Annotated in this window: 21 protein-coding genes; 15 read left to right on the top strand and 6 right to left on the bottom strand. The window is 50.0% G+C overall.

Annotated elements, in window-relative coordinates; genetic code table 11:
* The first annotated feature begins 84 nt into the window (after positions 1–84).
* The gene (locus tag M3650_RS17700; protein ID WP_019424281.1) at positions 85–480 is read left to right on the top strand and encodes a DUF1499 domain-containing protein; all 396 of its coding nucleotides are present in this window, start codon (positions 85–87) and stop codon (positions 478–480) included.
* 161 nt (positions 481–641) lie between these two features.
* Here the strand turns inward: M3650_RS17700 and tpx are convergent, their stop codons facing one another.
* Positions 642–1,160 (bottom strand): thiol peroxidase, encoded by a 519-nt coding sequence (tpx, locus tag M3650_RS17695; RefSeq protein ID WP_233697620.1) that lies wholly within the window; start codon positions 1,158–1,160, stop codon positions 642–644.
* A gap of 168 nt (positions 1,161–1,328) precedes the next feature.
* On the opposite strand from tpx, the gene M3650_RS17690 reads away from it, so the two are divergent.
* Together M3650_RS17690 and gltC are read left to right on the top strand one after the other, a co-directional pair.
* On the top strand, positions 1,329–1,925 hold the full coding sequence (locus M3650_RS17690) for a rhomboid family intramembrane serine protease (RefSeq protein ID WP_019424283.1): 597 nt from the start codon (positions 1,329–1,331) through the stop codon (positions 1,923–1,925).
* 37 nt (positions 1,926–1,962) lie between these two features.
* The gene (gene gltC, locus M3650_RS17685) at positions 1,963–2,910 is read left to right on the top strand and encodes a glutamate biosynthesis transcriptional regulator GltC (protein ID WP_251576736.1); all 948 of its coding nucleotides are present in this window, start codon (positions 1,963–1,965) and stop codon (positions 2,908–2,910) included.
* Positions 2,911–3,436: 526 nt separating this feature from the next.
* Here the strand turns inward: gltC and M3650_RS17680 are convergent.
* From M3650_RS17680 to M3650_RS17665, 4 genes are all read right to left on the bottom strand, one after another.
* On the bottom strand, positions 3,437–4,117 hold the full coding sequence (locus tag M3650_RS17680; protein ID WP_019424285.1) for a zinc metallopeptidase: 681 nt from the start codon (positions 4,115–4,117) through the stop codon (positions 3,437–3,439).
* Positions 4,118–4,255: 138 nt separating this feature from the next.
* Positions 4,256–4,705, bottom strand: a complete 450-nt coding sequence (locus M3650_RS17675; protein WP_019424286.1) for a helix-turn-helix domain-containing protein — start codon at positions 4,703–4,705, stop codon at positions 4,256–4,258.
* A gap of 402 nt (positions 4,706–5,107) precedes the next feature.
* Positions 5,108–5,626 (bottom strand): M67 family metallopeptidase, encoded by a 519-nt coding sequence (locus M3650_RS17670; protein ID WP_251576734.1) that lies wholly within the window; start codon positions 5,624–5,626, stop codon positions 5,108–5,110.
* 108 nt (positions 5,627–5,734) lie between these two features.
* Positions 5,735–6,943 (bottom strand): MFS transporter, encoded by a 1,209-nt coding sequence (locus M3650_RS17665; protein ID WP_019424289.1) that lies wholly within the window; start codon positions 6,941–6,943, stop codon positions 5,735–5,737.
* Positions 6,944–7,270: 327 nt separating this feature from the next.
* Between M3650_RS17665 and M3650_RS17660 the strand changes: the two genes are divergently transcribed.
* Positions 7,271–7,840 carry a TlpA family protein disulfide reductase gene (locus tag M3650_RS17660; protein ID WP_251576732.1) on the top strand — a complete coding sequence of 190 codons (570 nt, stop codon included), beginning with the start codon at positions 7,271–7,273 and terminating at the stop codon, positions 7,838–7,840.
* 170 nt (positions 7,841–8,010) lie between these two features.
* On the opposite strand, the gene cimA is transcribed toward M3650_RS17660, so the two are convergent.
* Complete coding sequence (gene cimA, locus M3650_RS17655) at positions 8,011–9,624, bottom strand: citramalate synthase (protein ID WP_251576730.1); 1,614 nt, start codon at positions 9,622–9,624, stop codon at positions 8,011–8,013.
* 319 nt (positions 9,625–9,943) lie between these two features.
* On the opposite strand from cimA, the gene M3650_RS17650 reads away from it, so the two are divergent.
* The 11 genes from M3650_RS17650 to M3650_RS17600 all read left to right on the top strand — a co-directional run bounded on the left by M3650_RS17650 (position 9,944) and on the right by M3650_RS17600 (position 25,218).
* Positions 9,944–11,248 (top strand): DNA polymerase IV, encoded by a 1,305-nt coding sequence (locus tag M3650_RS17650; RefSeq protein WP_019424293.1) that lies wholly within the window; start codon positions 9,944–9,946, stop codon positions 11,246–11,248.
* Positions 11,249–11,400: 152 nt separating this feature from the next.
* On the top strand, positions 11,401–11,634 hold the full coding sequence (locus M3650_RS17645; RefSeq protein ID WP_019424294.1) for a ferredoxin: 234 nt from the start codon (positions 11,401–11,403) through the stop codon (positions 11,632–11,634).
* 197 nt (positions 11,635–11,831) lie between these two features.
* On the top strand, positions 11,832–13,676 hold the full coding sequence (locus M3650_RS17640) for a CHASE2 domain-containing protein (RefSeq protein ID WP_251576728.1): 1,845 nt from the start codon (positions 11,832–11,834) through the stop codon (positions 13,674–13,676).
* Between the two features lie 210 nt (positions 13,677–13,886).
* Positions 13,887–16,769, top strand: coding sequence for a FecR domain-containing protein (locus M3650_RS17635; RefSeq protein WP_251576726.1), 2,883 nt, complete (start codon positions 13,887–13,889; stop codon positions 16,767–16,769).
* A 94-nt stretch (positions 16,770–16,863) separates the two neighbouring features.
* Positions 16,864–18,555, top strand: coding sequence for a stalk domain-containing protein (locus tag M3650_RS17630; protein ID WP_251576724.1), 1,692 nt, complete (start codon positions 16,864–16,866; stop codon positions 18,553–18,555).
* A 29-nt stretch (positions 18,556–18,584) separates the two neighbouring features.
* Positions 18,585–20,030, top strand: a complete 1,446-nt coding sequence (locus M3650_RS17625; RefSeq protein WP_251576722.1) for a L,D-transpeptidase family protein — start codon at positions 18,585–18,587, stop codon at positions 20,028–20,030.
* Positions 20,031–20,516: 486 nt separating this feature from the next.
* Positions 20,517–21,611 carry a quinone-dependent dihydroorotate dehydrogenase gene (locus M3650_RS17620; protein ID WP_251576720.1) on the top strand — a complete coding sequence of 365 codons (1,095 nt, stop codon included), beginning with the start codon at positions 20,517–20,519 and terminating at the stop codon, positions 21,609–21,611.
* 82 nt (positions 21,612–21,693) lie between these two features.
* Positions 21,694–22,503, top strand: coding sequence for a GTP diphosphokinase (yjbM, locus tag M3650_RS17615; RefSeq protein WP_019424300.1), 810 nt, complete (start codon positions 21,694–21,696; stop codon positions 22,501–22,503).
* On the top strand, positions 22,500–22,922 hold the full coding sequence (locus M3650_RS17610) for a DUF309 domain-containing protein (protein ID WP_019424301.1): 423 nt from the start codon (positions 22,500–22,502) through the stop codon (positions 22,920–22,922). The genes yjbM and M3650_RS17610 overlap by 4 nt, the downstream gene beginning before the upstream one ends.
* A 294-nt stretch (positions 22,923–23,216) precedes the next feature.
* Positions 23,217–23,993: a DeoR/GlpR family DNA-binding transcription regulator gene (locus tag M3650_RS17605; RefSeq protein WP_251576718.1), complete on the top strand. Its 777-nt coding sequence runs from the start codon at positions 23,217–23,219 to the stop codon at positions 23,991–23,993.
* Entirely contained in the window at positions 23,986–25,218 is a 1,233-nt protein-coding gene (locus tag M3650_RS17600; RefSeq protein WP_251576716.1) for an MFS transporter, read from the top strand. The genes M3650_RS17605 and M3650_RS17600 overlap by 8 nt, the downstream gene beginning before the upstream one ends.
* The last annotated feature ends 119 nt before the right edge of the window (positions 25,219–25,337 follow it).

The raw sequence follows: 25,337 nt of genomic DNA, 5'->3' as shown, positions 1-25,337 counted from the left end.
TGAAATCCTCTTTCGTTAACCTTCGAACAGTGTTAGACTATAGATTAGTGAGCAACGGCTGTCATGAAAAGGAGGAACACGCTTTTGTCACTCAAACGTGTGTTGGTTGGCATCGTTCGCAGCTTTGAATCGAGCGGCGATCGGGCAAAGGACCCTAAATTGAAAACGCATTACTACCAGATGTCTCGGGATAAAGTCTGGGAAGAAGTCGCATCGACTTTGAAGAAGATACAAGGATACAAAGTGTTGCATGAAGTGCCTTCGGTAGGCGAGATTACTCTGGAGAAACGTACGATGACAGGACGAACGATGGATATTACCGTTTCCGTCATCAACGTTGGACCGATGAGAACGGCAGTCGATATTTACTCGGCTTCTCGCGGAGGAATGGGAGACTTCGGAGCAAACTACCGGGTCATATTGGATCTGTATGCCGTCTTGGATAAGAAGATGGCAGCAGTTAAAGTTAATAATAATTAAAGTGCGTGTTCAAAAAGACTTCTTGGAATGCTTCGTGATCGAAGGGGCTTTTTGAATTACCTCTTAAGCGGCTGCCGATGAGGCACAGTAATAAGCTCGTACATATAAAAGCGAGAGAGGAGCCGAAACTCTTCTCTCGCTTTTACTCTATGCGCAGAGGATTACAGCAGAGATTTGACTGCTTCAATCGCTTGCTCGTAGTTCGGATGCTCTGTCATTTCGCTTAAATATTCGACATACTGGACTGTGTCGTTGACATCCAGTACGAAGATAGAGCGCATGTCGAGGCGCAGCTCTTTAATGAGCACGCCATAAGCTTCGCCGAAGCTGTTGTCTTTGTAGTCGGACAGCATGACGACGTTCTCCACACCAGCAGCTCCGCACCAGCGCGCTTGTGCCATTGGAAGGTCTACGCTTACCGTTAATACGGCTACGTTGTCACCAAGCTTAGCGGCTTCTTCATTGAAGCGGCGCGTCTGCGCATCGCATACACCAGTATCGATGGATGGAATAACGCTAATGAGTTTCACTTTTCCTGCGAGATCTTTCAGGCTGACAGCTTCGACAAGCGATTTGTTTAATTGAAAATCAGGCGCTTTATCGCCTACTTTAAGTTCTGGACCCAGCAATGTGATGGGATTGCCTTTAAGTGTTGCCACACCTGTACGTTCTACGGACATGGTTGGAACCTCCTTCTTACATAACGGTCTAATATTTGGTAAACCTAATTTCCATTATAATGTTTAACTCGCACAGTTGTCCAATGTCGCTTCGTGATAGGTTGCGTGCATCATTGAGAATGATTGAGCGAGAAGTAAGATATAAGGTGAGAAAGCGAGGGATAGCGTATGATTTTTATTCGTTACGAGAATTGGCGCAGCTATGTGAAAAACTATCCAGTAACGACCCTCCTTATTATCGCTAACTTGGTGATGTTCGCCGTGTTAGCCGTAAGCGGCGGTTCGCAGAATGGAGAAAATCTGTTCCGTTTCGGTGCGATCTGGAAAGAAGAACCATACATCCATGAAACGTGGCGCATGGCGACGGCGATGTTTCTTCATTCCGGCTTTGAGCATCTCCTGTTCAATATGTTCGCGTTGTTCGTATTTGCACCGCCGCTGGAAAAAATATTGGGTTCTTTTAAATATGCCTTACTGTATGTGGCAAGCGGGCTGCTTGGGAATGGAGCTGCGCTTATGCTGTCGGAATGGGGCACGCTTGCTGTCGGCGCTTCTGGGGCGATATACGGCTTATACGGAGCATATTTGTTCATTGCAATATTTCAACGCTGGACGCTGGATGACGCTTCGCGCAAGACCCTCTTAATCATTCTAGGGATTGGTATTGCACAGTCGTTCATCATCAGCGGGATTAGCTGGAGCGCCCATATCGGCGGGTTGGTGGCCGGGTTTGCGGTGTACAGCATTCTGCGGTTAATTCGATAATTATACAAGCATAAATCGAGATCGGAGCGAAGGAGTCGTGGAACTTAGGCAATTGCACTACTTTGTTAAGGTGGCGCAAAAAGAGCATGTGACGCAAGCGGCGGAGGAACTGCACGTCGCTCAGTCAGCGGTAAGTCGGCAAATTCATCAATTGGAAGAAGAGCTTGGAGTGAAGTTGTTTTTGCAAAAAGGCCGCAACCTTCAGTTGACTCCAGTCGGTCAGCTGTTCTGCAAGCGGGCAGAAGTGATTTTGAAAGAGCTGGAACGAGCAGTCCAAGAGGTGCAGGAGTTTATGGATCCGGAGCTTGGTGAAGTTCGAATCGGATTTCCCCACAGCTTGGGAGTTCATCTAATTCCGAAGATGGTGGCTGAATTTCGCAAAAGGCATCCTAATGTCAAATTTCGTTTTAAACAGGGAATGTATCCGTCTTTAATTCGAGATGTGGTATCGGGTGAAGTGGATTTGGCTTTTATCTCGCCGTATCCGAAAGAATGTGATCAAGTCACCGGTGAAATCGTGTTGACGGAGGAGCTGCTTGCCATTCTGCCACCGAATCATGCGTTGGCAGGGGAAGAGTCCATTTCATTGAAGCAGTTGAAGGATGAGACCTTTGTAATGTTCAGTCCAGGATATTCGCTGCGTCCCATTGTGTGGGATGCTTGCATTGAAGCTGGATTTACCCCTCGCATCAGCTTCGAAGGGGAAGAGACGGAGACGATACGAGGGCTCGTCGCTGCGGGGATGGGAGTCAGCTTGCTGCCGGATATGGCGCTCAAGCATACGTCCGAGCTAGAGCCGGCCCGTGTTCGTGTCGTTGATCCGGCCGTCACGAGAACGATTGGATTGATTCGCCGGGTGGATGAGAAGCTGCCGCTCGTCGCACACACGTTCCATGCGTTTCTGCTGCGATATTTCGAGCAGCACGATCTGTATGAGCTTGCGCGTTCGAATAAGACTTCTTCTAACGCTTCACCAACGCAATAATAAAGTGTGTAGCGGCAAAAGGCGCATGTTAAGTACTCGGTAATAAAGAAGGGGGTGTCCAAAAGGTCTGAATGACCTGAAGGACACCCCCTGTTTTTTAATTAAGGTCGGGGTGCTTCTGTCGCTTCTTGCTGCATTGGATTTTGTACAATGGAATAGCAGCGTAGATCTCTGTACGGTAGGTTCCGTTGGAATTCATACAGTGGTTTGACACTCTTTCCGCAGCAATAGCTTAAAAGCAGCTAGATCCACTGTACAAAATACAGCTAAGTGCCGTAGAGCCGCCTAAATCGTACATTCTGCTGTATATTTCCAATAGCGCTTGCAGGGGTATAGTTGAGTTGCCTAGAGGCGGGTGGCGTACGCTACCTTGGCAGAACGAAAAATGGTGAAGCAGAAATAATCCTTGCCCCACCATTTTTGTCTTCACACTATAATTTTAATGAACTGAGCTGCTCCTCCATAGGTAGATTTATCTACTGCTAGGGCAGCTCCTTTGTTATACGCTAGTTAAGATAAGCCGGTCTTAGTCGTCGCGGCTTGTAAAAATCATAATGTACTTCAGCAGCTCGAGGACGGAGATAAGTGCGGCGGCGACATAAGTGAGTGCAGCTGCATTCAGAACCTTAGCCACACCGCGTTCCTCGTCATTCGTGATGAAGCCTTCTGAAATCATGATGTCTCTTGCCCGGTTGCTCGCGTTAAACTCCACCGGCAGCGTCACCAGCTGGAAGAAGACGGCTGCAGAGAAGAAGATAATACCAGCAAGCAGCATTCCAGACCACGCGAACAGAAAACCGGCAATGATGAGAAACGGTGCAAACCCAGAAGCGAAGTTGACAACCGGGAAGATGCGGTGACGGAGCACAAGCATCGGATACGATTGCTGATGTTGGATCGCGTGACCGACTTCGTGGCAGGCAACTGAGACCGCCGAAATGGAGTTCTCATAGTACACTGGCTCAGATAGTCGAACGACACGGTGAATCGGGTCGTAGTGGTCTGTCAGTGCGCCTTGCACCGGTTCGACCGGCACATCGTACAGGCCGTTGTTGTCCAGCATGCGGCGGGCGGCTTCGTAGCCAGTCATCCCGCTTGATATAGGCACTTGTGAGAAGCGACTAAACGTACCTTTAACACGGAATTGTGCCCACAGAGAGAGTCCAAAAGCGATGATGATTAAAAAATCCATTGGGTGAAAAAACATGTGGCTTACCTCCTATTAGTTCGTGTTCAAAATTTCGCTTTTTGAACAACCGCTATTACGATTTGATCTTGAAAATAGTAATGAGTATAGCTTTAGCTAGGCGACTGTGGAAGGTCATTTCATGATACGTACTTTCATTTACATCATAAAGTGGTTGTTCCCTTTGTCGATGAAGGTGAGAAGCACTTCTACACAAGCTGCGCTTTGTGTCGCCAAGCGGTTGAACAGAGAACTGGTATGCTTCGCCTTGAGCTTATCGATCATTGGCTGCAGTTCCTTGGCTTCGCGCTCCAGCTTCTCCATATGAAGCTGCAGTTCGGTAAGTCTTGCAGCAATATCGTGCTCCGCAATCACTTTGCTTAGCTGAGAGAAATATTGTTTGATCTCCTCTAATGAATATTTCTCTTGTTTTAATTGATTAATACGTTTGATTCGCTCGATCGTTTCATGGCTGTACAGACGATAGTTGGTATCCGTGCGCTGCACAGGCTCAAGAAGACCGATCGTCGTGTAATAGTCTATCGTACGCTGACTGACGTTAGCAGCACGAGCGAGCTCACCAATTCGAATTAAATTCCTTCTATCCATCGTCATTCACCTCACTTATCTAATGTATATGATACTAAAAAACAAACCATACAGTCAAACGTTATGGTTTTATATATGTAATATAAACTAACATAATAGACGAGTATATTTAAAACAAACACAATGAATATTAAATGAACATTATTTAAGTAAAAATATATCACATATATTTGTCGACATACTCATTTACAGCTTATAATGACTCGAATAAATTAACAATATGTTGGATTATCTGACATATTGTTCGAGGTATCGTTTATAAATTTAGAATGAGTGAAAGAGAGGAATTCAACAGTACGGATGAAGAGGATATGGGGACTATGGATCATACAGATAAAGATATTCGGAGAAGATAAGCGCGATAATTTGGTATCAGCACGTAACCAATCGCTCTGAGTCATCTTACCTCTCCACAATTGTGATATGAGCTAGCTCAAACAAAATATGGCGGCTGCCATGTCTGTGCTGCGTACTAGAAGCGTGAAGGCGGTATGCTCGTGTATCGGGAGGATCGCCATCCGTTATTTTGTGATGAGCCCCATCCTTATGGAAAGAAACAATGATATAGGCGTCAAATAGGGCAGCGCTTAATGCTATGCCATCCGCATCGTCTGTAGAAGGGATAGGGGGCCTTCCAGGGTGAGAATGGACGAGCAGCAGCGTGTGCTGTTCACGCTCGGCTTGCATGACGAGAGCTACCCATTCTTGGGCATCGGGCTGGAAGGAGTGAAGCCGATCAGAGGCCAGATTCATAAGCGGTCTAAATTCCCTGTACATCCGGCAATGACGCGGTTTGATAAGGACGCCGCACGTTTCGAATGGCAGCTGGGAGCGTGCATGGTTCACCATCGCCTCCCAGACGGCACACTCGATATGAATCGGATCTCTCGTATCCAGTTGATTGTTGATGGAGTCGTGCATTGCTTGAAACCCTCTCTTTGTCCTTGACTTGTCCCAATGAGTGACGAAATGTCTAATCTCATGCAGACATCCAAGGTAAGTGTATCATAATCAAGACTCCTTTTTTGTTTAGCGTACTTCTTTGTCCGGTTTGATGAAGAGGAACACTAGCACGAACGCGATTACAGATAGTGCGGTGACTGTAATGAAAATAACACGGTGTGAGATGTCCATCATCCAACTGAAGAGCGGGGGACCGAACGCAACACCGAAAAAGCGCAAGCTGTTATACAGTGATAAGATCATGCCGCGCTCGGCCTTGTCTATAGAACCGGTAATCATCGTATTCAAGCACGGCAGCAGCATTCCTGTTCCGATACTGCTCACGGTAATGAGACTGATAAAGCCGTACACATTTTTATTGAAGAAAATCGTGAATCCAAGCGAAATCGCCATCATCAACAATCCGATATTCATTAGCCAACGAATGAGCACGCCATTCTTTTTAATTAAATTCCCTGTGATGTAAGCCGTCGTCACCATGCCCAACAGCGGGATGGCGAGCACCAGACCTTTCATGATGCCTTTAATCGAATAGGGCTTCTCTTCCAAAATATCCGACAAATAAAATAAAATGCCAAACAAAATAAATAAGGCTAATGATCCTGCAAAAAAAGCCGGAATCAACCAGCGTCCCTTCTGCTTGAAGATGACCTTAATATTTTGCAAGTACTTCTTAATCGGAACCGGCTCTGGTCTCTGATCTGGCTCATGGATCAGCCAAATAACGGCCACTAAGGACAATGCACAGAAGAAAGGAAAGGCAAAAAAGGGAGCCGTCCAAGTCCACAATGCAAGTGCCGAGCCAAGTATGGGGCTTATTACCTTTCCCGCACCGTTCGAAGCTTCAATCAAGCCGAGAGCTTGGCTTTCCTTCGCATCTTTATACAAGTCCCCGACTAGCGCCATAGCGATTGAGGAGGTTCCTGCTGCTCCCAGGCCTTGCAAGGCTCTAGAACCGATGAGCATCCCGTAGGAGCCCCACAGTGCGCCAAGTCCAGTCAGGATACCTGCAATCCCGTAGACGATGAGTGACGGAATGATGACCTTTTTACGGCCAAAGCGATCGGATAAGTACCCGGTAAACGGTATAACGATACCTGCCGTGACAGAGAACAATGTAATGATAAGACTTGTTTGCAACTGCGTTAAGTGAAGATGACGTTTTACTTCTGGTAAGATCGGCACGAGCATCGAATTGCCTAAGACAAGCACGAGCGGCACGGTAGCGAGTGCAGCATATTCCAGCCACATGGACCGAGCTTGTTGTTTCTCCATTATTCCTCGTTCCTCCGTTTCATAACATTTACCTCGTTACTGTACCCCTGATAACGATGTGTCATTCGATTCGTTACATTACAGGATCGTATTTTTACTGGGAAAGGGGTACAATAACTGTAAATGGATGATTAAAAAGGTCACTTTTCAGCACAGAGAAGTGCAGAGCAAGTTTTCGCAAGAAAACAGCATCGGAAGCATAGGACTTCAAGAGTAAAGGCAAGATTCGATGACTAATCACATCCTGAGATGCATCGTAAAACAAAAGGGGACTTTTGAATAACGAATAACCTCTGTAAGGAGTCCAGCAAAGGAGAAGCAGGTTTTATGAAAAAGAGCGTACTCGTACTTATACTGGGCATTGGACTCATTGGCTTTGGGGCATGGCAAAATCAAATGGGCAAAGCCGCAGATACGTCTGGGCGGGAGCATGGTTCTGGATCCAGCACAGTCCTGCCTACAGAAACAGGTCCTCAGGCCGGGAAGCTGGCGCCTTCTTTCTCGTTAACAAGCACGAATGGAACGACTTTTCAGGTTGGCGGCAAGCAGGAGAAGCCGATCTTTATTAATTTCTGGGCATCGTGGTGCGATCCATGCCAAGCCGAAGCGCCTGATCTGGTGAAGCTGTATGCGAAGTATAAGGATCGAATGGAAATGCTGTCAGTCAACGTCACCTCCTACGATTCAGAAACGAAGGCGAAAGCATTCGTGGAAAAATATGGTCTAGTGAATCCTGTACTGATGGATAAGAAAGGCGAAGCATTTAAGCTTTATAATGGAATCGCATTTCCGACAAATGTGTTGGTTGACAAGAATGGGGTCATTCGTGAATTGTTCGTTGGGCTTCGCCCGCCGAAGGATCTGGAAGAGGCAATCGAGAAGCTGATCGAGGAATGAATGAGCAATCAGAAAAGTGCAGGGAATGGATAAGGAACGGCCGCCTCTACGGAGAGAAGCGCCGTTCCTTATTGGCGTTGCGGAGCATATGGAACATATAAGTGCGTGTTCAAAAAGGCCGCTTTTCAGCACCGTGATCAAAAGGGGACTTATTAAATAACCTCTATAAGCTAATGGTTGACTAGACCGATTTGCTCTTTCCGTTCTGAGGTGAGCTGACGCTTTTCTTTGCCTATTAAGGCGTAGCGAATGCTGTCTACGAGCGCCTCCCAGCTTGCTTCGATAACGTTGCTGGAGACGCCAACGGTGCTCCATGCATTTTGTGAATCCGTAGATTCGATCAGAACACGGACTTTGGCAGCAGTCGTATCGTTTTCATCCAAGACGCGCACTTTATAATCGGAAAGATGCATTTCTTCAATATAAGGATAATGGCGGATGAGCGCTTTGCGCAACGCGTTATCAAGTGCATTTACTGGACCGTTGCCTTCTGCAGCCGTATATATTGTCTCGCCGTCAATATTAAGCTTCACGATGGCTTCCGACACGACGGAGCGCTGTGCGGACTTCTCCACCAAAATCTTGAAGGATTCGAACGCAAATGGCTCCTCCGTCTGACCGGTCGCTTGGCGAAGCAGCAATTCGAGCGAGGCGTCAGCGCCTTCGAATTGGTAGCCTTGATGCTCAAGTTCCTTGATTCGTTCCATGATGGAGCGGGTCTCCGGCTTGCTTGCATCCAGTTCGTATCCGAGCTGCTGCGCCTTGGACAGCACATTGCTCTGTCCTGCGAGCTCAGATACGAGCACGCGCTGCTTGTTGCCTACAAGCTCCGGCTGAATATGCTCATAGGTGCGCGAGTCCTTCAAGATGGCCGAGACGTGGATGCCGCCCTTGTGCGCGAAGGCGGCATTGCCGACATAAGGTTGATTGACAGGCATATGCACATTGGCAATTTCACTTACGTAGCGCGCAACTGTGGTCAATTCTTGAAGCTGCTCGTCTTTTACGCACGAATAGCCCATCTTCAACTGCAGCGTCGGAATGATGGAGCACAGGTTCGCGTTGCCGCAGCGTTCACCGTAGCCGTTCATCGTCCCTTGAATCTGGGTGACACCGGCCTCTACGGCTACTAGGGTATTCGCTGCAGCCAGCTCGCAATCGTTGTGCGTATGGATGCCAAGCTTAACCTGCACTTGAGTGCTGATTTCACGAATAATACGCCCGATTTCGTTCGGCAGCGTGCCGCCGTTCGTATCACACATGACGATCCAGTCTGCTCCGGCTTCTTGTGCCGCTTTCAGCACCGCGAGCGCATATTCGGGATTGTTCTTGTAGCCGTCGAAGAAATGCTCGGCATCGAGCATCACTTCCATCTGCGCGCGTTTAAGGTAAGCAATGGAATCAGAAATCATTGCCAAATTTTCTTCCAGCGTTGTCTGCAGCGCCGTATGAACGTGAAAGTCCCAAGACTTCCCTACGAGTGTCGCTGCCGGCACGCCAGCTTCAATGATCCGATTCAAGCTCGTATCATGCTCGGCCAACGATTGTTTGCGACGTGTGCTGCCGAATGCGGTCAGCTTGGCATTCCAAGCGTATGATTTGACTCTCTTGAAGAATTCAATGTCCTTGCCGTTGCTGCCCGGAATGCCGCCTTCAATATATTGAGCGCCAAATGCGTCAAGTTTGCGTGCAATTTTTATTTTGTCGTCCGCGGAAAGGCTGATGCCTTCTCCTTGGGTGCCGTCACGCAGCGTAGTATCAAAGATAGAGATGACATTCGACATTCTAGGTACCCCCTTAGGTTATGCAAGGATGAATATGGAAAGAAACTATTTTCCTATTATAGCACTGCTTTCAGCGTTGTATAGAGCCGATTTTTTGGATCGCGAGTGAATGGGGAGTCTATGAGTGCCGGACGTATGTCCTCTCCAACGCTCCATTGCGTGCATTTTCAGCTTTATTATGCATTAGGAATTTTAAATCAATCGCTCATTATTTCATTTTTTTGCCTGTTATTTCTTGCATGGAGAAGCAAGTGTATGTAAGCTATAAATAGAACAGGGGTTCTGTTTTGGTTCATAGGTGTAAAGGATGTGAGAGGTTGTGAGCGGCAACGATAGAACCGGTGACGAAGTTCGTCAATATTACCCTTCCAAAGGACGTGTCATCCTGCACCTCGATATGAATGCGTTCTACTGCTCCGTCCATGAAGCGGAAGACCCGGAACAATATAAAGGGCAGCCGACAGCGGTGGCAGGCAGCATTGAGCTGCGCAAAGGAATTATCGTTACTTGCTCCTATGCGGCAAGAAGGCTTGGCATTCGCACCGGCATGCATGTGAGACAGGCGCTTCGCCTTTGTCCTCATTTAATGCTAATCCGTCCAGATTTTCATTTATACCGGCGGTATTCCCGCGCATTTATCGAAATCGCGAAAAGTTACACACCGCTTGTTGAAGTGATGTCAATCGACGAATGCTATATGGATATTACCGGTTCCAAAATATTCGGCACGCCTTTATCGATCGCAGACGAACTGCAGCAGCGGATTCGGGAGGAGCTGTCTTTGCCTTGCTCCATCGGTGTCGCGCCGAATAAGCTGCTGGCGAAGATGGCTTCGGATATGAAGAAGCCGAACGGAATTACGGTGCTGCGGATTCGGGATGTTCCGAAGCTGCTGTGGCACAAGCCCTGCGGGGAAATGTTCGGCATTGGACATAAGACGGCCACGAAGCTGTCGCGCTCAGGCATCCGCACGATTGGAGAACTAGCGCAAGCGGATGAAGAGCGGTTGGTGTCCATGTTCGGCGTACATGGCCATTGGATGAAACGGGCCGCGAATGGTCAAGATGAAGGTGTGGTGAATCCTGAAAGGGAACAGAGCAAGTCCATTGGCCATACGACTACGTTGCCGAAGGACGTCGAGGCGGTTGAAGAAGTACGACGGGTGCTGCTTAATCTAGCTGACCAAGTAGCGCGGCGGATGCGAAGACAGCAATTGATGGCCCAAACGGTGCAGCTGACAATTCGAACGCCGGACATGAAGACGATTACCCGTTCCAATACACTCGAAGATCCGACGGATGACGCCGCGAAGCTGTTAGAAGAAGCGTGGCGGCTCTATGAGCGCCATTGGTCTGAACATAAGCCGGTTCGACTATTAGGCATTACGGCTCAGAATCTGCTCGCGAAGCAGGAAGCAGCTATTCAGCTCGACTTGTTTGATTACGAGCAGCAGCCCAAAAGAGAGCAATTGAACCAGACGATGGACAAGATACGGGACAAATATGGAGAAAACGCACTCGTCACGCTGGGAATGCTTGGTGATGATCCATCTACACTGTTGCGGAACCATCGTGTTCGGGGAACTTCGCTGCAGACTGATTTTTTGCGAGATCAAGACGAATAAGGCAGATTGCAAGTGTTATTCTGCAAGAGCTGCATAGATTGTACAAACGTCTCTAAAAAGTTGGAAATCGTTTGAATTTCGGACTTGTTTGTATTATATTGATAACGGAGGAACCAAGAAGATCTGTACTTTTACAGGAGGGAACTAAACCGATGGCAAAATACACTTGGGTTGATAAAGACACTTGTATCGCATGTGGAGCTTGCGGCGCAACGGCACCAGATATTTATGACTACGATGATGAAGGAATTGCGGAAGTCATTTATGACGGCGACAACAACCAAGGGGTAACCGATATTCCGGAAGATCTGTTCGACGATCTGCAGGATGCTGCAGACGGCTGCCCAACAGATTCTATCAAGATTGCGGACGCACCTTTTAACTAACCTGCTGCACGAATCATTTATAGAGAGAACCTACAGCATCCCCGCGGATTCGCGGGGTTTTTATTTTTTTACAGCTGGAAATTGCCAACGATGCGCTCCTCGTTCTACAATGAGATAGATTGTGATCAAACGAAATGACTATATCATTCTATCAGTATTACGTTGTAGGTGTGGTTCATGTTGTAAAGGAGAAGCGAATGAAAAAAATAGCTGTACCGATGCTAATCGTTGGCATCTTGAGCATGATTACGGCGTACTTGTACAGCTACGGCAATGGCGGCGTGTTCCAAATGGTGGAGCATGCGTTTCGGGACGCCTTGCGGACGAAAAGCGTCGAAGAGCAGATCCCCGACGACAGAATCAAGATTATTGCTATTGATGAAGCGTCATTGCAACAATTGGGACCGTTTCCTTGGCCGCGAGCGGTGTATGCCCAGCTTGTAGGCGAACTTATGCAAGCCGGCGCTCAGGCGGTCGCGTTGGATCTGCTGCTGATTGATCCATCCGAAGAAGTGGAAGACGATCGCGCATTATCCGAACAATTGAGCAAATATGCACACATCTACTTGCCTGTGCAAGTGACGCTGCGCTCGCTCCAACCGGATGGCCAATCGCTTGTCGTGGAGCGCGTCGATCGGCCCGCCCCTTCCATTCGGATTGATCCAGGACAACTCGGGCATGTGAACGTGCTTCCGGATTCCGACGGCGTTATCCGTAATATGAGCTTGGGACTGCCTGATGAGCAGGGGATGATGCTCCCGTCGCTCGACATACTTATGGCCAACCGGCTCTTGCCGAAGGAGCAGCAGATTCGTTGGGACCCGAATGACAATGGGTGGTACCAGGGGAGGGAACGAATTCCGACAGACGACCGCCACCAAGTTGCCATTGATTTCTTCTCATCACCTTATGGATACGGGGAAGAAGCGATGAACGGGTATGACCGGCAATCATTCTGTGATGTGCTGGCTGGAATTGTAGATCCTGCTTATTATAAGGACACGATTGTGCTGATCGGCCCTTATGCGACTTCACTCAGCGACCGTCATATGACTCCGCTGAGCCGTTCGATGACGCTTTATGGCGTCGAAATTCACGCTAACATGATTCAATCTTTGGTGGAAGGACGGTTCTATAAAGAAGCTCCCTTCGGATGGAGCGTGTTCGCCTTAATTACGGGCATCTTTGCGGCCGCATGGTGCGCATATCGGATTCGCGGCGTGCGTGGAGCTCTGTGCGGATTGAGCATGATCGTCGGTTACACTCTCATATGGGTCGGGATATATAGTATTGGGGCGGTATTTATTCCGTATTTAACGGAAGTTATCGGTATGTCCGCGGCCTATATCTTAGTTATAGCGTACCGCAGCCGGGAAGACAGGCGTGCGCGCCAACAAGTGGAAGAATTGTTCGGACGCTACGTTTCTCCGGCTGTCGTGACGGAACTGCTGCAATCCAATGTTCCGATTCGGGCGGGGGGCACGAAGTGCGACATTACGGTTATGTTCATTGATATCCGCGGATTTACTCCGCTGTCCGAGCGGCTCGAGCCGGAACGGACGATCCAAGTGCTGAACCAATATTTACACTTGTGTGCGGAGACCATTTTTCAGCATCATGGCACTCTCGATAAGTTCATTGGTGACGGAGTGATGGCCATATTTGGCGCCCCACACACATTGGATCGACATGCAGAGCACGCTGCACGTGCGGCCATGGAGTTGCAGCAGCGCTCGGAAGATCTGTACCGTAAGATATCTGCAGAGCTTGATGTATCTGTACGTTTTGGTATCGGTATCCAAAGCGGAGAGGCGGTGGTCGGCAATGTTGGTTCGGAGACGTTGCGGCTTGACTACACGGCAATTGGCGACACCGTCAATGTAGCGGCACGGTTGGAATCGCAGGCGAAGCCGGGACAAGTGCTGGTTGGTGAAGAAGCGAACCGACGCATTCAAGATGCGTTCGAGACCCAATCGATCGGGCCGCTTCGGTTGAAAGGCAAGGCGGAAGCCGTCATGGTGTATGAGCTTATATCAAAATAATTGTAAGTCGGCTTGTTAGCAGAGTTAGCAGAACACAAATTTTAAATATAATAACTTAATTGGATGAAATATTTATAAATGTATTTTTTATATTTTTGTGTAATGATCTGGATAAAAACAGAATATTTTTTTACATTTTCATGAAAAGAGGGACACGCATATAGTAGAAATGTGTATAATGTCCGATATGTAAAGGAGAGGAGGGTGAAAGTGAAACAAATTGCAACGTGTAGTCTGGCGTTCATCTTCTTATTTGTCACCTTCATCGGTCCCGGTACGGCGAAAGCTTCGGATAAAGCGGTTCGGTTTGCAATAGTGAAAGAATGGAAAGGGAGCGTGACCGTCACTAAATCAGGTGGGGACAAAGCGCTTCAAGTATTTAATAAAATGAGCATTAACCAGGGAGACCGTATTGAAACCGGACCGAAATCGAGTGTTGTGCTGCAGTTGGCAGGCAATGATGAAGAAGACGAGCTGACCATTGGTGCTGATGCAGATGTCAGTTTTACGGAGCTGAAAATTAAGGACGGGGTAAAGACACGAATCGGTGTGTTGGCCGGTTCGGTGTTCACTAAGGTGAAATCGTTAACAGGGGCGGATGACCGCTTTGAGTTAGAGACGCCAACGGCTGTTATGGCTGTGCGCGGAACGCAATTCGGCGTCTATGTGCACCCTCGGTTAGGCTGGACGCAGTTGCACGTGATAGCAGGTGTCGTACAAGCACAATACCCCGTTGCATCTGAGAGTGGTGGCAAAGATCGCCTAACAGCTGATGGAACAAGCACGTCAGCGGCGGTTAATAATCAAGGCAAGATAACACAAAAGGAAGCTAAGGGTGATGCGGCGTTCGTTACGTTCGAGCATCAGTTCGTATACCCAGCGCAAAGCGCAACGTTCATACCGGCAAGAGGGCGTGGCATTGAGGCTCTCTATGAATATGCCAATATCGAAGCGGTACTTACCGAACTTGATCCGGCCATTCTTCGATCCATGGTCACTGGTTATGCGGATGCCGCTAAGGAGAACGATCAATATGTGAAGGCTTGGCAAAAAGATGGATGTGCCATTGATTACTCTGGGTTGGTTCACAAATCGTGCGAAATACTGAGATCGTTCAGTCGATTGGACGGCGATACGGTAAGCATCCAAGCTGCAGAGAACGAACAAAGCTTTGAAATTCGCGTCGTACATAACATGAAGGTTTATTTGGCTGCACTCGTGCGAGTCGCTGTAGATTCTGGCATGCTTACCCGGAAGGAAGCAGATGCAAGCCGGATTCCATGGCGGGAGGCGACACTTCAAATCAGTGAAACGGAGAGGCAGCAGCAGCATTGGGTTCTAAAGCGTCTGGAGAAGTGGATAAGCGGGCAGAAGAGAGTAAATCCACATGATTCAAGTATTACATCGGCTGGATGTAAGCAGAAGGTAAATGGAATCGAATCTCAGGTTCTTGACGAGTTAGAGTGGAAGTACGCCAATTCACTAAGTCCGTCAGAACGGATACGATTTATAGAAAATTTGAAGGTTGCTCAGTTGGAATTATGCAAGAATACTTATGAATATTTAGTATGTTGTGAATCGAGTTCATCGGTAGCGGACGGTTCTTTAGGGAATAGGGATGGAGATATTATCACTCCGAACCCAGATCCCGATCCGAAACCGGATCCTGACCCGGATCCAGATCCAAAACCGGATCCCGAGCCGGACCCCGATCCGAAACCGGATCCTGACCCGGACCCAGATCCAAAGCCGGATCCTGACCCGGACCCGGATCCAAAACCGGATCCTGACCCGGAGCCGGATCCAAAGCCGGATCCCGACCCGGACCCAGATCCAAAACCGGATCCTGACCCGGATCCAGATCCAAAGCCGGATCCCGAGCCAGACCCGGATCCGAAACCGGATCCTGACCCGGACCCAGATCCAAAGCCGGATCCTGACCCGGATCCAGATCCAAAGCCGGATCCTGACCCGGATCCAGATCCAAAGCCGGATCCTGACCCGGATCCAGATCCAAAGCCGGATCCCGACCCGGACCCGGATCCAAAACCGGATCCCGACCCGGACCCGGATCCAAAACCGGATCCCGACCCGGACCCGGATCCAAAGCCGGATCCTGACCCGGACCCGGATCCAAAACCGGATCCCGACCCGGATCCAAAACCGGATCCTGACCCGGACCCGGATCCAAAACCGGAACCTGACCCGGATCCAGATCCAAAACCGGATCCTGACCCGGACCCGGATCCAAAACCGGATCCTGACCCGGACCCAGATCCAAAACCGGATCCTGACCCGGACCCGGATCCAAAACCGGATCCTGACCCGGATCCAGATCCAAAGCCGGATCCTGACCCGGATCCAGATCCAAAGCCGGATCCTGACCCGGATCCAGATCCAAAGCCGGATCCTGACCCGGATCCAGATCCAAAGCCGGATCCTGACCCGGATCCAGATCCAAAGCCGGATCCCGACCCGGACCCGGAACCAAAACCGGATCCTGACCCGGATCCAGATCCAAAACCGGATCCCGAGCCGGACCCAGATCCGAAGCCGGATCCTGACCCGGATCCAGATCCAAAACCGGATCCCGACCCGGATCCAGATCCGCAGCCCCAAGCTCATGTATTTGAGATCGCAAGCAGTGTCGATCATGTAGCACCTAACAGCAGATTAGTTGTTGATATGGTGCTGAAGCGATTGAAGACAAAGTTGAATGTAGTGGCTGTGGAGTTCACGGTGGAAATATCAGGGGGTACATTGGATTCTGTTGAGTTAAATGATGACAAAGCAGTCTATCGTCATGGCGGAAGTAAATTCGTAATCGCTCATCATCCTAACGATTATGACAAGAGCAACAGCGTTGATTCGATAACAGTTTCAGGTAATCGGTTCGTGTACCGATTGGTTGTAACGACACCGGAAACGGTATCGCTTGAAAGCGATGATCAAATCCTGAGCTTGCCATATATTGCTGGCGAAAGTGGCACGATGTCTCTAAAGCTGTCGGAGGTTCGGTTTTACGACGCTACCGGAGCCTTATTAGAATTAAACACGATGGACCAACCGCTTGAAATCATGGTGAATCCGTAACAAATGGAGGGGATAATTACGGATGAATCTAAAGCTTAGTAAGATCAGATGCAATTATTGCCTCGCTGTAATTCTTGCAGCATCCATTCTCGGTATGAGTATCGATAGTACGGGATACGCGTTAGGGGCAACTACAGACTTGAACCAGCGTTCGGCGGCAAAATGGGACGACAAATCGATGGAACGTTTTGAAACGCCAGCAGTGAATTGGAAGTGGTGGAAGACGGGCCCACAGTGGTATGAGGTCGTTCATTGGGCCGGAACAGGGGTATCGGGTTGGAAGGATGGTCTGAAAGGAGAGGCCGAATTCCGCTTCCCTACCGGACTGATGGCCGAGCCAGACGGCTCGCTTCTCATAGCAGATACACGTAATCATCGCCTGCGGAAGGTGAATGAAGGAGGTCAAGTCCGTACGGTTGCGGGGACGGTAGCTCATACCAGCGCCGACACAATACCGAAGGGGGGCTTACGTGACGGGGGCGCCTCACAGGCGATGTTCAATGAACCTGTCGGTATGGCGAAGGATAAAGCGGGAAACCTGTATATCGCAGATTCAGCAAATCATGTTATTCGTAAGCTTGACCGGGATGGCCGTGTTACGACTGCAGCCGGAGACGGAGTGGCGGGTTGGCGTGATGGATCAGGGACGTCAGCACGATTCAATCAGCCTCGCGCCATCGTCGCAGCCAATGACGGTACGCTGTATGTGGCAGATACTCTGAATCACGTTATCCGCCGCATCGATCCGAAGGGGAACGTCAGCACCTTGAATGCGCGCTCGGAGCGGATAGTGGAGTATTCACCAGGTGCGGTAGCTGCAGCTGGGGATTATCTCGACGGAGCGCTTGCGCAGGCCCGATTCAATGAACCAAGCAGTCTTGTTATGAACGCCGACGGTCAGCTGATTGTAGCCGATACGGGCAATCATCGGATCCGCCTCGTTGACGTAGCGAAGCAAAGCGTTACTACGCTTGCAGGGAACAGTTCAACCGCCAACTATTCCAAGCATTTTCCTGATGCGTCTTTATATGCAGCGGGAGGCTACCGGGATGGAAAGGCGAGCGAAGCGCTCTTCAACAGCCCAACAGGAATCGCGCTCACGGATGAAGGCGGTGTTGTTGTGGCGGATCGTTGGAATCACGCGATCCGTTATGTGTATAAGGGAAGTGTGTGTACGCTGAGCGGGCAAGCGGAACCAAGCGGGGATGCGGATGGGTTGGCCTCATTCGCCGAATTCCACGAACCGGCAGCGGTCGCCGTGCTGCCGAACGGCACGATTGCTGTAGCGGATGCCTTTAACAACGCAATCCGCCTCATTCGCCGCTACGAGCTCCCGCAAGGTGTCATTCCTTCGGGCAGAGAGCTTGGCGTAAAGGACAAAGATATTCAGCTTGTCTATAATCGGCGATTAATCAAGACGGATGCAGCACCCGTCATTCAGAACGGCCGCACGTTTCTGCCATTGCGTGTGGTGGCGGATACTCTTGGTTACAAGACAGAATGGTCAGCAGACGGTCAGGTTCGTTTCTCGTTCGGAGAGATAGAATTCGAGATGAAAGCAGGGAGCAAGCAGGCAGTGCGACGGGAACACGGAACGGTATCGGAATTGCAATTGCAGGATGCCCCGTTCGTTCATGAGGGCCATATCGTCGTTCCCGTACGGTTTGTCGCCGAACAGTTCGGATTTCATGTTCAATGGATTACTGAAGCGCGAGCGGTTGTTATTCGCGATCAAATCTATGTACGCTACGCAGCAACGGGATCACATTTTCCGCCGCGTCGTTAGCAAGCAGACAATAGAAGGAGGGGAGCGAAGTGCCGCCGGAATCAGACGCGAAGCATCCGCAATGGACAGAGAAAGACCAAGCCTATATGAAACAGTACATCGAGGCGCATCCGGATAACCGTATGGCGTGGTACTTGTTGGGCAAACAGTACGAGCGCTCCGGTGAGCAAGGTAAAGCCAATTACTGCTACAATCAAGCAGGCGAGATTTACAACGCATTCGAAAATGTGCCGCTCCCTTCCGAGACCGTCGAGGAATGGGCTAAAAAGCGCGAAGAGCAGGAGAAACTCCGCCGTTCTCGCCGCAGTCTGGTGCGTCTGATTCTATTTGTACTCTTGTTTTTCATTATGATAGGATCCATACCGGGCGGACAAGCATCGGCACCATCTTGGCCGATGAAGGCAGCCGGAGAGCAGGACCCCTCTGACAAGCGCGTCGGGAAATCTAAGGCTGCCGCAATATCCAACGATGAATCCAATGAAGCGGCACAGCAAGCCTTTCTGGTTCCGGCTTCGGATGATGGCGCGTATGCCGCTGCGGTGAAGCGGGTATTCGGAACTTCCGTTGATGGAGAGTGGAAGAAATACCTTGTGAATATCCCAACTTATGATTCGTGGTGGCTATGGTCGCACTCGCTCCATGCGATTCTTCAGGCTGAGTCAAGCGAGGAAATGAATCACATTATGGTCACGCCGCTCCAGGATCCTAAATGCAATTGTGGCGAGGAGCAGGAGCAGGCAAGTTCATTTGTGAGCGGTTGGATACAAGCCAGCGAACAGAGGTTAGTTGCCAAGTCGGCATTGACCGCTATGGTTCGCCGTCACGGAACCGCTCCGAACGAGTGGGGGAAGCTTGCCAAAGGCTATCCTTCCAATGTGGTGTCTGGTACGTCAACGGAAGTCGAAACGGCATATGACAACGTATATAAGCAATACAAGGACGGGGTGCAAGGGAAGAAGGCGGACCCGAAAGCAGCAAAGGAACACGCGTTGAAGCGGGTATGGAGCGACCAATCTGATCCTTTCCGGGAGCCGCTGCGCATCGTAGTGGACAAGAAGAGCCATCGATTGGCGGTCGTGAGTGGGAACATTATCGTTCGCAATTATAAAGTTGGGCTTGGAGGAAAGCGGACGCCGGAAGGGCGGTTCCAAATTACAGAAAAAGTTGTGGATCCGAACGGTTCTTCTACCGGTGACTTCGGAAGCCGCGGCATGACGTTATCCGACTCGTTATATGCCGTACATGGTACGAATGAGCCAGATAGCATCGGTAAGGACAGATCTCTTGGATGCATTCGCATGCTGCGTGAAGATGTTGAGGAGTTATTCGATATGGTTCCTATCGGTACGGAGGTAAGCATTGGAACGGATCTGCTTCCGGAGCAGCCAATCGTGCCTGACACAGAGAAGCGCTATCGCTTGGATTTAACGCCGAAGCAGGACAACCCGAAGAAGATTTACCGTTGGTTGGATTAAGAAGTAAGAATGTGAAAGAGCCGGGTCCACAAGGAAACTTGGAACCTGGCTCTTTGTCCGTTCGTCGTATTAAATTATCCATTCGTAAGAAGTAAAATTGAGACGATAATGACAATAAGCACCAGAACTCCCCCGAGCCAATACAGAGCTTTCTTGTTCATTACTTCATTTGATTTGGTCGGTATTGTTGGAGGTTTTCGTTTCGTTGCCATAGGTCATCACCTTTCATCGTAGTAACCCTATCTATAGTTGTATTGTAATCGGTTTCTAAGCAAAAGGCCAGACATGTCTTAGGGACAATACAGACTTTTCTTTTTAGGAAGAAAGCTTTAAACTATTTCATAGAGCCTAATGCCGCTAGAAGCTATGTATACATATACCACCATTTGGGAAAAATGAGAGGCGCATCTTCTGCGGTATGGTAACTTCACGCATGCTGTCAGTACCATGGCTTGAATGTATGGCATAATGAACGGAGTGGAACCTTTGTTGTATCGCACTATTGCTAAACCGTTATTTTTCAAAATGGATCCTGAACAAGCGCATCATCTTGTCATCGGAGGAATGTCAAAGGCCGCTAAAATACCGGGAGGGCTTGCCCTGATGCGGGGAATGTACGGTATCAAGCCGGACCCTGCCTTGACGAGTTCCTTGTTCGGCTTAACCTTCGACAGCCCGATCGGACTTGCGGCCGGACTCGATAAGAACGCGGAAGCCGTGCGCGGATTTTCTACCATCGGTTTCGGGTTCATGGAGGTAGGAACGGTGACGCCGCAAGGACAGCCGGGCAACGACAAGCCGCGCATGTTCCGACTGCCTCCGGATGAGGCACTCATTAATCGCATGGGCTTTAATAACGAAGGAGCGAACGCGATGCGCGCGCGCCTCTCTTCCTTAACGGCAAGACCAATTCCGATATGGGTGAATATCGGTAAAAATAAAGTGACTCCGAATGAGGAGGCACATGAAGACTATTTGAAGTGTGTCCGGGCTTTATATGACGTTGCGGATTTATTCGTCGTGAACATCAGTTCTCCGAATACCCCGGATCTACGCAATTTGCAGCATGGAGATGAACTAAAAGCGCTGCTGCAGGCGGTTGTGACAGAAATGAATGAGCAGAATTCTGCACGCGGCCGCAGCAAGGCCGTCCTCGTAAAAATTGCTCCGGATGTGTCCGACAGCGAGCTGCAGCATATGACCGAGACGATTGTGAATAGTGGCGTATCCGGTATTATAGCTACCAATACGACGTTGTCACGCATGGGGGCTTCCCATGTGCACCGATTGGAGACGGGGGGCTTAAGCGGCAGGCCGCTGGCGGAACGATCTACCGAAGTGATTTCACAATTGTATCAAATGACGAACGGATCGATACCGATTATCGGCTCTGGCGGGGTCTTCACCGCTGAGGATGCTTACCGCAAGATTCGGGCTGGGGCTAGTCTGGTGGAAATATATACAGGGCTCATATATAGAGGACCGGGTATTAATCGGGAATTGGCATCGGGGCTTAAGCGGCTGCTGGCGCAGGACGGGTTTCAGCATATTTCCGAGGCTGTCGGCACGAATCATCGTTGAACGGGGCATAGACTTCTGCAAGCTAGTCATAGACATCGCCTATAACATAAAGTAACGGGTGGAATGGACAGGAGGCGTTCACATGGACGGAAGAGATTGGGGAAAATTTTTGCTGCCTTATGAACAGGCCGTCGAAGAACTTAAGGTCAAATTCAAGACGATGCGCTCTGAATTGAAAAAACGTGAGGAGTACTCACCGATTGAATTTGTGACTGGACGCATTAAACGTATCTCCAGCATACTTGACAAGGCGAAGCGATTGAACGTTCCACTTGAAGAGTTGGAGCGGGGGATTGAAGATATTGCTGGTATACGCATTATGTGTCAATTCGTTGATGATATACATCGAGTGGCTGAGTTTATCCGCCACCGCAAAGATATGAACGTTCTTTACGAGAAAGATTATATTACGAATTACAAAGAAAGCGGGTACCGCAGCTTTCATATGATTGTAGAATATCCCGTGCAAACGGCGCTCGGCCAAAAAGTCGTGCTGGCAGAAATTCAGATTCGAACGCTAGCCATGAACTTCTGGGCTACGATTGAACATTCGCTTAATTATAAATATAAGGACAGCCTGCCGGACGATGTCCGCGACCGGTTGAAGACGGCAGCCGAAGCCGCATTTATTCTCGATAATGAAATGTCCAGCATCAGACAGGAAATTCTGGTCGCGCAGAGCAGCTTTGAAGACAAGTCCAAAATTGTGCATAACTGTTTGGCATTTATTCAAGAGCTGTATTACTATCATCGAATCTCCGAGGCGATCCAACTTCAAAATCGTTTCAATGAGGTGTGGGAGCGGAACGATATAGACGAGCTCAAGCGGCTGGAAGAGGATATTATCGCTGAAATGCAACGGGCGAAGAAGAACGGAGATCCGATTGAATGAGCGAAATGGCAGATGAGCCGTCAATCGCATATGACTGCTTGTATGTCCAGTTCATCAAGCTGTTCAATGAAAAGCGGGACTACTACGCTTGTCACGATGTCATGGAGGAACTGTGGCTGGAGGAAGGGCGCAAGCCGTTGCTGCAGGGGCTTCTGCAGATAGCTGTCGGGCTGTATCATTTTCAGAATGGCAATCATCGGGGTGCCATTAAGCTGCTTGAAGCAGCCCTTGACAAGCTGAGCTTGCATCCTGAATACATAATGGGCATTCATCTGGAGAAGCTTCGTCATGACGCGGGGGAGATGCTGGCGCTGCTGCTGCGTTCACCAGAACTTCCACCGTTCTGCGACCTCACGATCGTCATTGCGGACGAACGATTGCAGCAGGAAGTCGATACCGCGATTCTCCCGCCCGAATAATGTGAAGGGACGCTGCACGATGTGCGCCGTCTTAGCCTGTTGAGAAATCTCAACAGGCTATTTTTTATTTGTTTTCTTTATTTATTCACCGCATTAATGTGTTGCGCTGAATTTGGTTAAGTTATGGTTATGCAACTATAGCTACAATATTTCGTCATGTGCGCATACCATCATCCTAGAACATTTCGCCTCTTGACAGCTGCTGGTTCTTACTTATAATCATTACTATCACTTATTATTGCTTAGTATAACTTATTAATACTTAAATTAACTTAACTGATGGGAGAGAAAGGCATGTTTCAAGAGGAACGGCTCGTCGCTATTCTGCAACATTTGCAGGTCAATAAGCGCATAGAAGTCGACGAAATCTGCGATCTGCTGAGCGTGTCGCGCGATACGGCCAGACGGGACATCATCAAGCTGGAAGAACGGGGTTGCATCGTCCGCACCCGCGGCGGAGCCATCCTGCCGACGATATCGAAGGAAATGCCGAACTATGAGCAGCGACTGCAGAAGGAGACGACGTCCAAGCAGGCGATCGGCCGCTTGGCTGCCTCTCTGCTTCATGATGAGGATTACCTGTACGTCGACTCTTCCACGACCGTTCGTTATGTGGGGGAATATATGACGACCAAGCGGAACGTCGTCGTTACCAATTCCATCGACATGGCCGGCATGCTGGCGTCAAAGGACGAAGCGCGGATTCATCTGCTCGGCGGTCTGCTGTATAACGGACAGCGCATGGTTTATGGCGCCCGAGCCATCGAAATGATGTCCGACTACCACCTCGATAAGGCGTTTCTCGGCACGTGCGGCCTTTCGATGGGCGGCCTGACGACAGACTTCGAGGAGGAGAGCTATCTCATCCGTCAAGTCATACGGAAGGCCGATCAAGTCATCGTGCTGGCCGACCATTCCAAGTTCGGCAAAACGATGTTTCACCGTGTGACCGGATTAGAGGACATCGACCTTATCATTACGAACCGGGAACCGGACGAGGAATGGAAACGGCAGCTGCACGAGGTCGGCGTGGAACTGGTGGTAGCGGACGGAGGTGTGCGGCATGATTAATCGGCTCATTTGGATGGGCTGTCTATCGTACGTCGTGACTGGCGTGACGCTCGTTATTATGGGTGCCGTCCTTCCCGAACTGCTCGCCCACTATGGGTTGAACTACACCGATGGCGGGGTGCTTATCTTCGTGCAGTTCATCGGGATGCTCATCGGCGTGCTCGGCATGCCGGCCGTCTCCCGCAGGTTCAGCCGCAAACGGGGCGTCATGCTGGGGCTTCTCCTCATCAGCGTTGAACTGCTGCTGTTCTTTCTTCCGCCTTGGCCGGTCGTCGTTCTGCTGGCCGGACTGGCCGGTGCCGGAGCAGGGCTAGTGGAATCGTGCATAGGCACGATTATTCTCGTGGCCGTTAAGGAACGGCAGGCCGTCGCCATGAGCAAGCTGGAGGTGACCTTCGGCATCGGCGCTTTGACGATTCCGTTCGTGGCGAGTTTCTTGATTGCGCGCGGCATATGGGCCTACTCGTTCCTGCTGCTGGGCGTGTGCGCGCTGGTGACGGTCATCGGGTGGCAGAGGCTGTCGTTCGGCAATATCGATGCAATGCTGACCCGCACGGTGGAACGGGGCAACCGAGAGACGAAGCCGACTGCGTATACTGGCAAGGGCCTGCCATTTCTTGTGCTGTGTGCCGCATTTTTCATGCTTTACGGGGGAAGCGAAGTATCCGTTGTTCATTTCTTCCCGTCTATTTTTATCGAAAAATGGGGCATCGCCAGCTCCCAAGCGACGCTGACCGTTACCGTCTACTGGCTCGCGATGGTTATAGGGCGGGCGTTGTGCGGCGTGCTCGCGGAGAAGCTGACGTATTACCGCTTCCTCTGGCTGACCACCTCGGGGAGCTTGCTTGTGCTGCTTCTGTTGCCGTTCAGCACGCAGGCATGGGGCGGCTTCGCGATCAGCTTCCTGCTCGGGCTCGGGATGGCGGGCATGTTCGCGGTCATGCTTATCTATGCCAACCAGGCGCTGCCTGGCATGACGGAGCGGACGACAAGCATTCTGCTGGCCGCCAACGGGCTTGGCGGCTCGCTCATGCCGATTGCCGTCGGGTGGATGATGGACGTATGGCCGGTACAGACCGTGCTGTGGCTCTTCGTCGGAGTCATGTTGACGATGCTGCTGCTCGTGTTCGTCTCCAGACGCTGGCAGGGGATGACGTCGATGACCCGTTCGACGGGCCCTATTAGCGAAGCGGGGATAGCGTGCGAGGAGGCGCTGTACGAGTAGTCGAAATGGGTTGGACGACAAGCAATTCCGGCTGCCGGGCAACGGGAGCGGAATTGCTTTTTTGCCGTACAATCATAGGAACCGGATTCCGGCCATATAATTTGACCATTGGTGCAATA

Origin of the sequence: Paenibacillus sp. MER TA 81-3 (genome assembly GCF_023713585.1) — a bacterium.
GTDB lineage: Bacteria > Bacillota > Bacilli > Paenibacillales > Paenibacillaceae > Paenibacillus_B > Paenibacillus_B profundus.
Note: the sequence above shows the minus strand (reverse complement) of the source record. Positions and strands in the feature narration are given on the sequence as shown.

Bases quoted from the DNA above. Each gene is read 5' to 3' on its own strand.
- M3650_RS17690 (WP_019424283.1), top strand. From the start codon at position 1,329: ATGATTTTTATTCGTTACGAGAATTGGCGCAGCTATGTGAAAAACTAT.
- M3650_RS17670 (WP_251576734.1), bottom strand. From the start codon at position 5,626: ATGCACGACTCCATCAACAATCAACTGGATACGAGAGATCCGATTCAT.
- M3650_RS17600 (WP_251576716.1), top strand. From the start codon at position 23,986: ATGATTAATCGGCTCATTTGGATGGGCTGTCTATCGTACGTCGTGACT.
- tpx (WP_233697620.1), bottom strand. From the start codon at position 1,160: ATGTCCGTAGAACGTACAGGTGTGGCAACACTTAAAGGCAATCCCATC.
- M3650_RS17640 (WP_251576728.1), top strand. From the start codon at position 11,832: ATGAAAAAAATAGCTGTACCGATGCTAATCGTTGGCATCTTGAGCATG.
- M3650_RS17645 (WP_019424294.1), top strand. From the start codon at position 11,401: ATGGCAAAATACACTTGGGTTGATAAAGACACTTGTATCGCATGTGGA.
- M3650_RS17660 (WP_251576732.1), top strand. From the start codon at position 7,271: ATGAAAAAGAGCGTACTCGTACTTATACTGGGCATTGGACTCATTGGC.
- M3650_RS17665 (WP_019424289.1), bottom strand. From the start codon at position 6,943: ATGGAGAAACAACAAGCTCGGTCCATGTGGCTGGAATATGCTGCACTC.
- M3650_RS17680 (WP_019424285.1), bottom strand. From the start codon at position 4,117: ATGTTTTTTCACCCAATGGATTTTTTAATCATCATCGCTTTTGGACTC.
- M3650_RS17630 (WP_251576724.1), top strand. From the start codon at position 16,864: ATGAGTATCGATAGTACGGGATACGCGTTAGGGGCAACTACAGACTTG.
- cimA (WP_251576730.1), bottom strand. From the start codon at position 9,624: ATGTCGAATGTCATCTCTATCTTTGATACTACGCTGCGTGACGGCACC.
- M3650_RS17605 (WP_251576718.1), top strand. From the start codon at position 23,217: ATGTTTCAAGAGGAACGGCTCGTCGCTATTCTGCAACATTTGCAGGTC.
- M3650_RS17610 (WP_019424301.1), top strand. From the start codon at position 22,500: ATGAGCGAAATGGCAGATGAGCCGTCAATCGCATATGACTGCTTGTAT.
- M3650_RS17675 (WP_019424286.1), bottom strand. From the start codon at position 4,705: ATGGATAGAAGGAATTTAATTCGAATTGGTGAGCTCGCTCGTGCTGCT.
- yjbM (WP_019424300.1), top strand. From the start codon at position 21,694: ATGGACGGAAGAGATTGGGGAAAATTTTTGCTGCCTTATGAACAGGCC.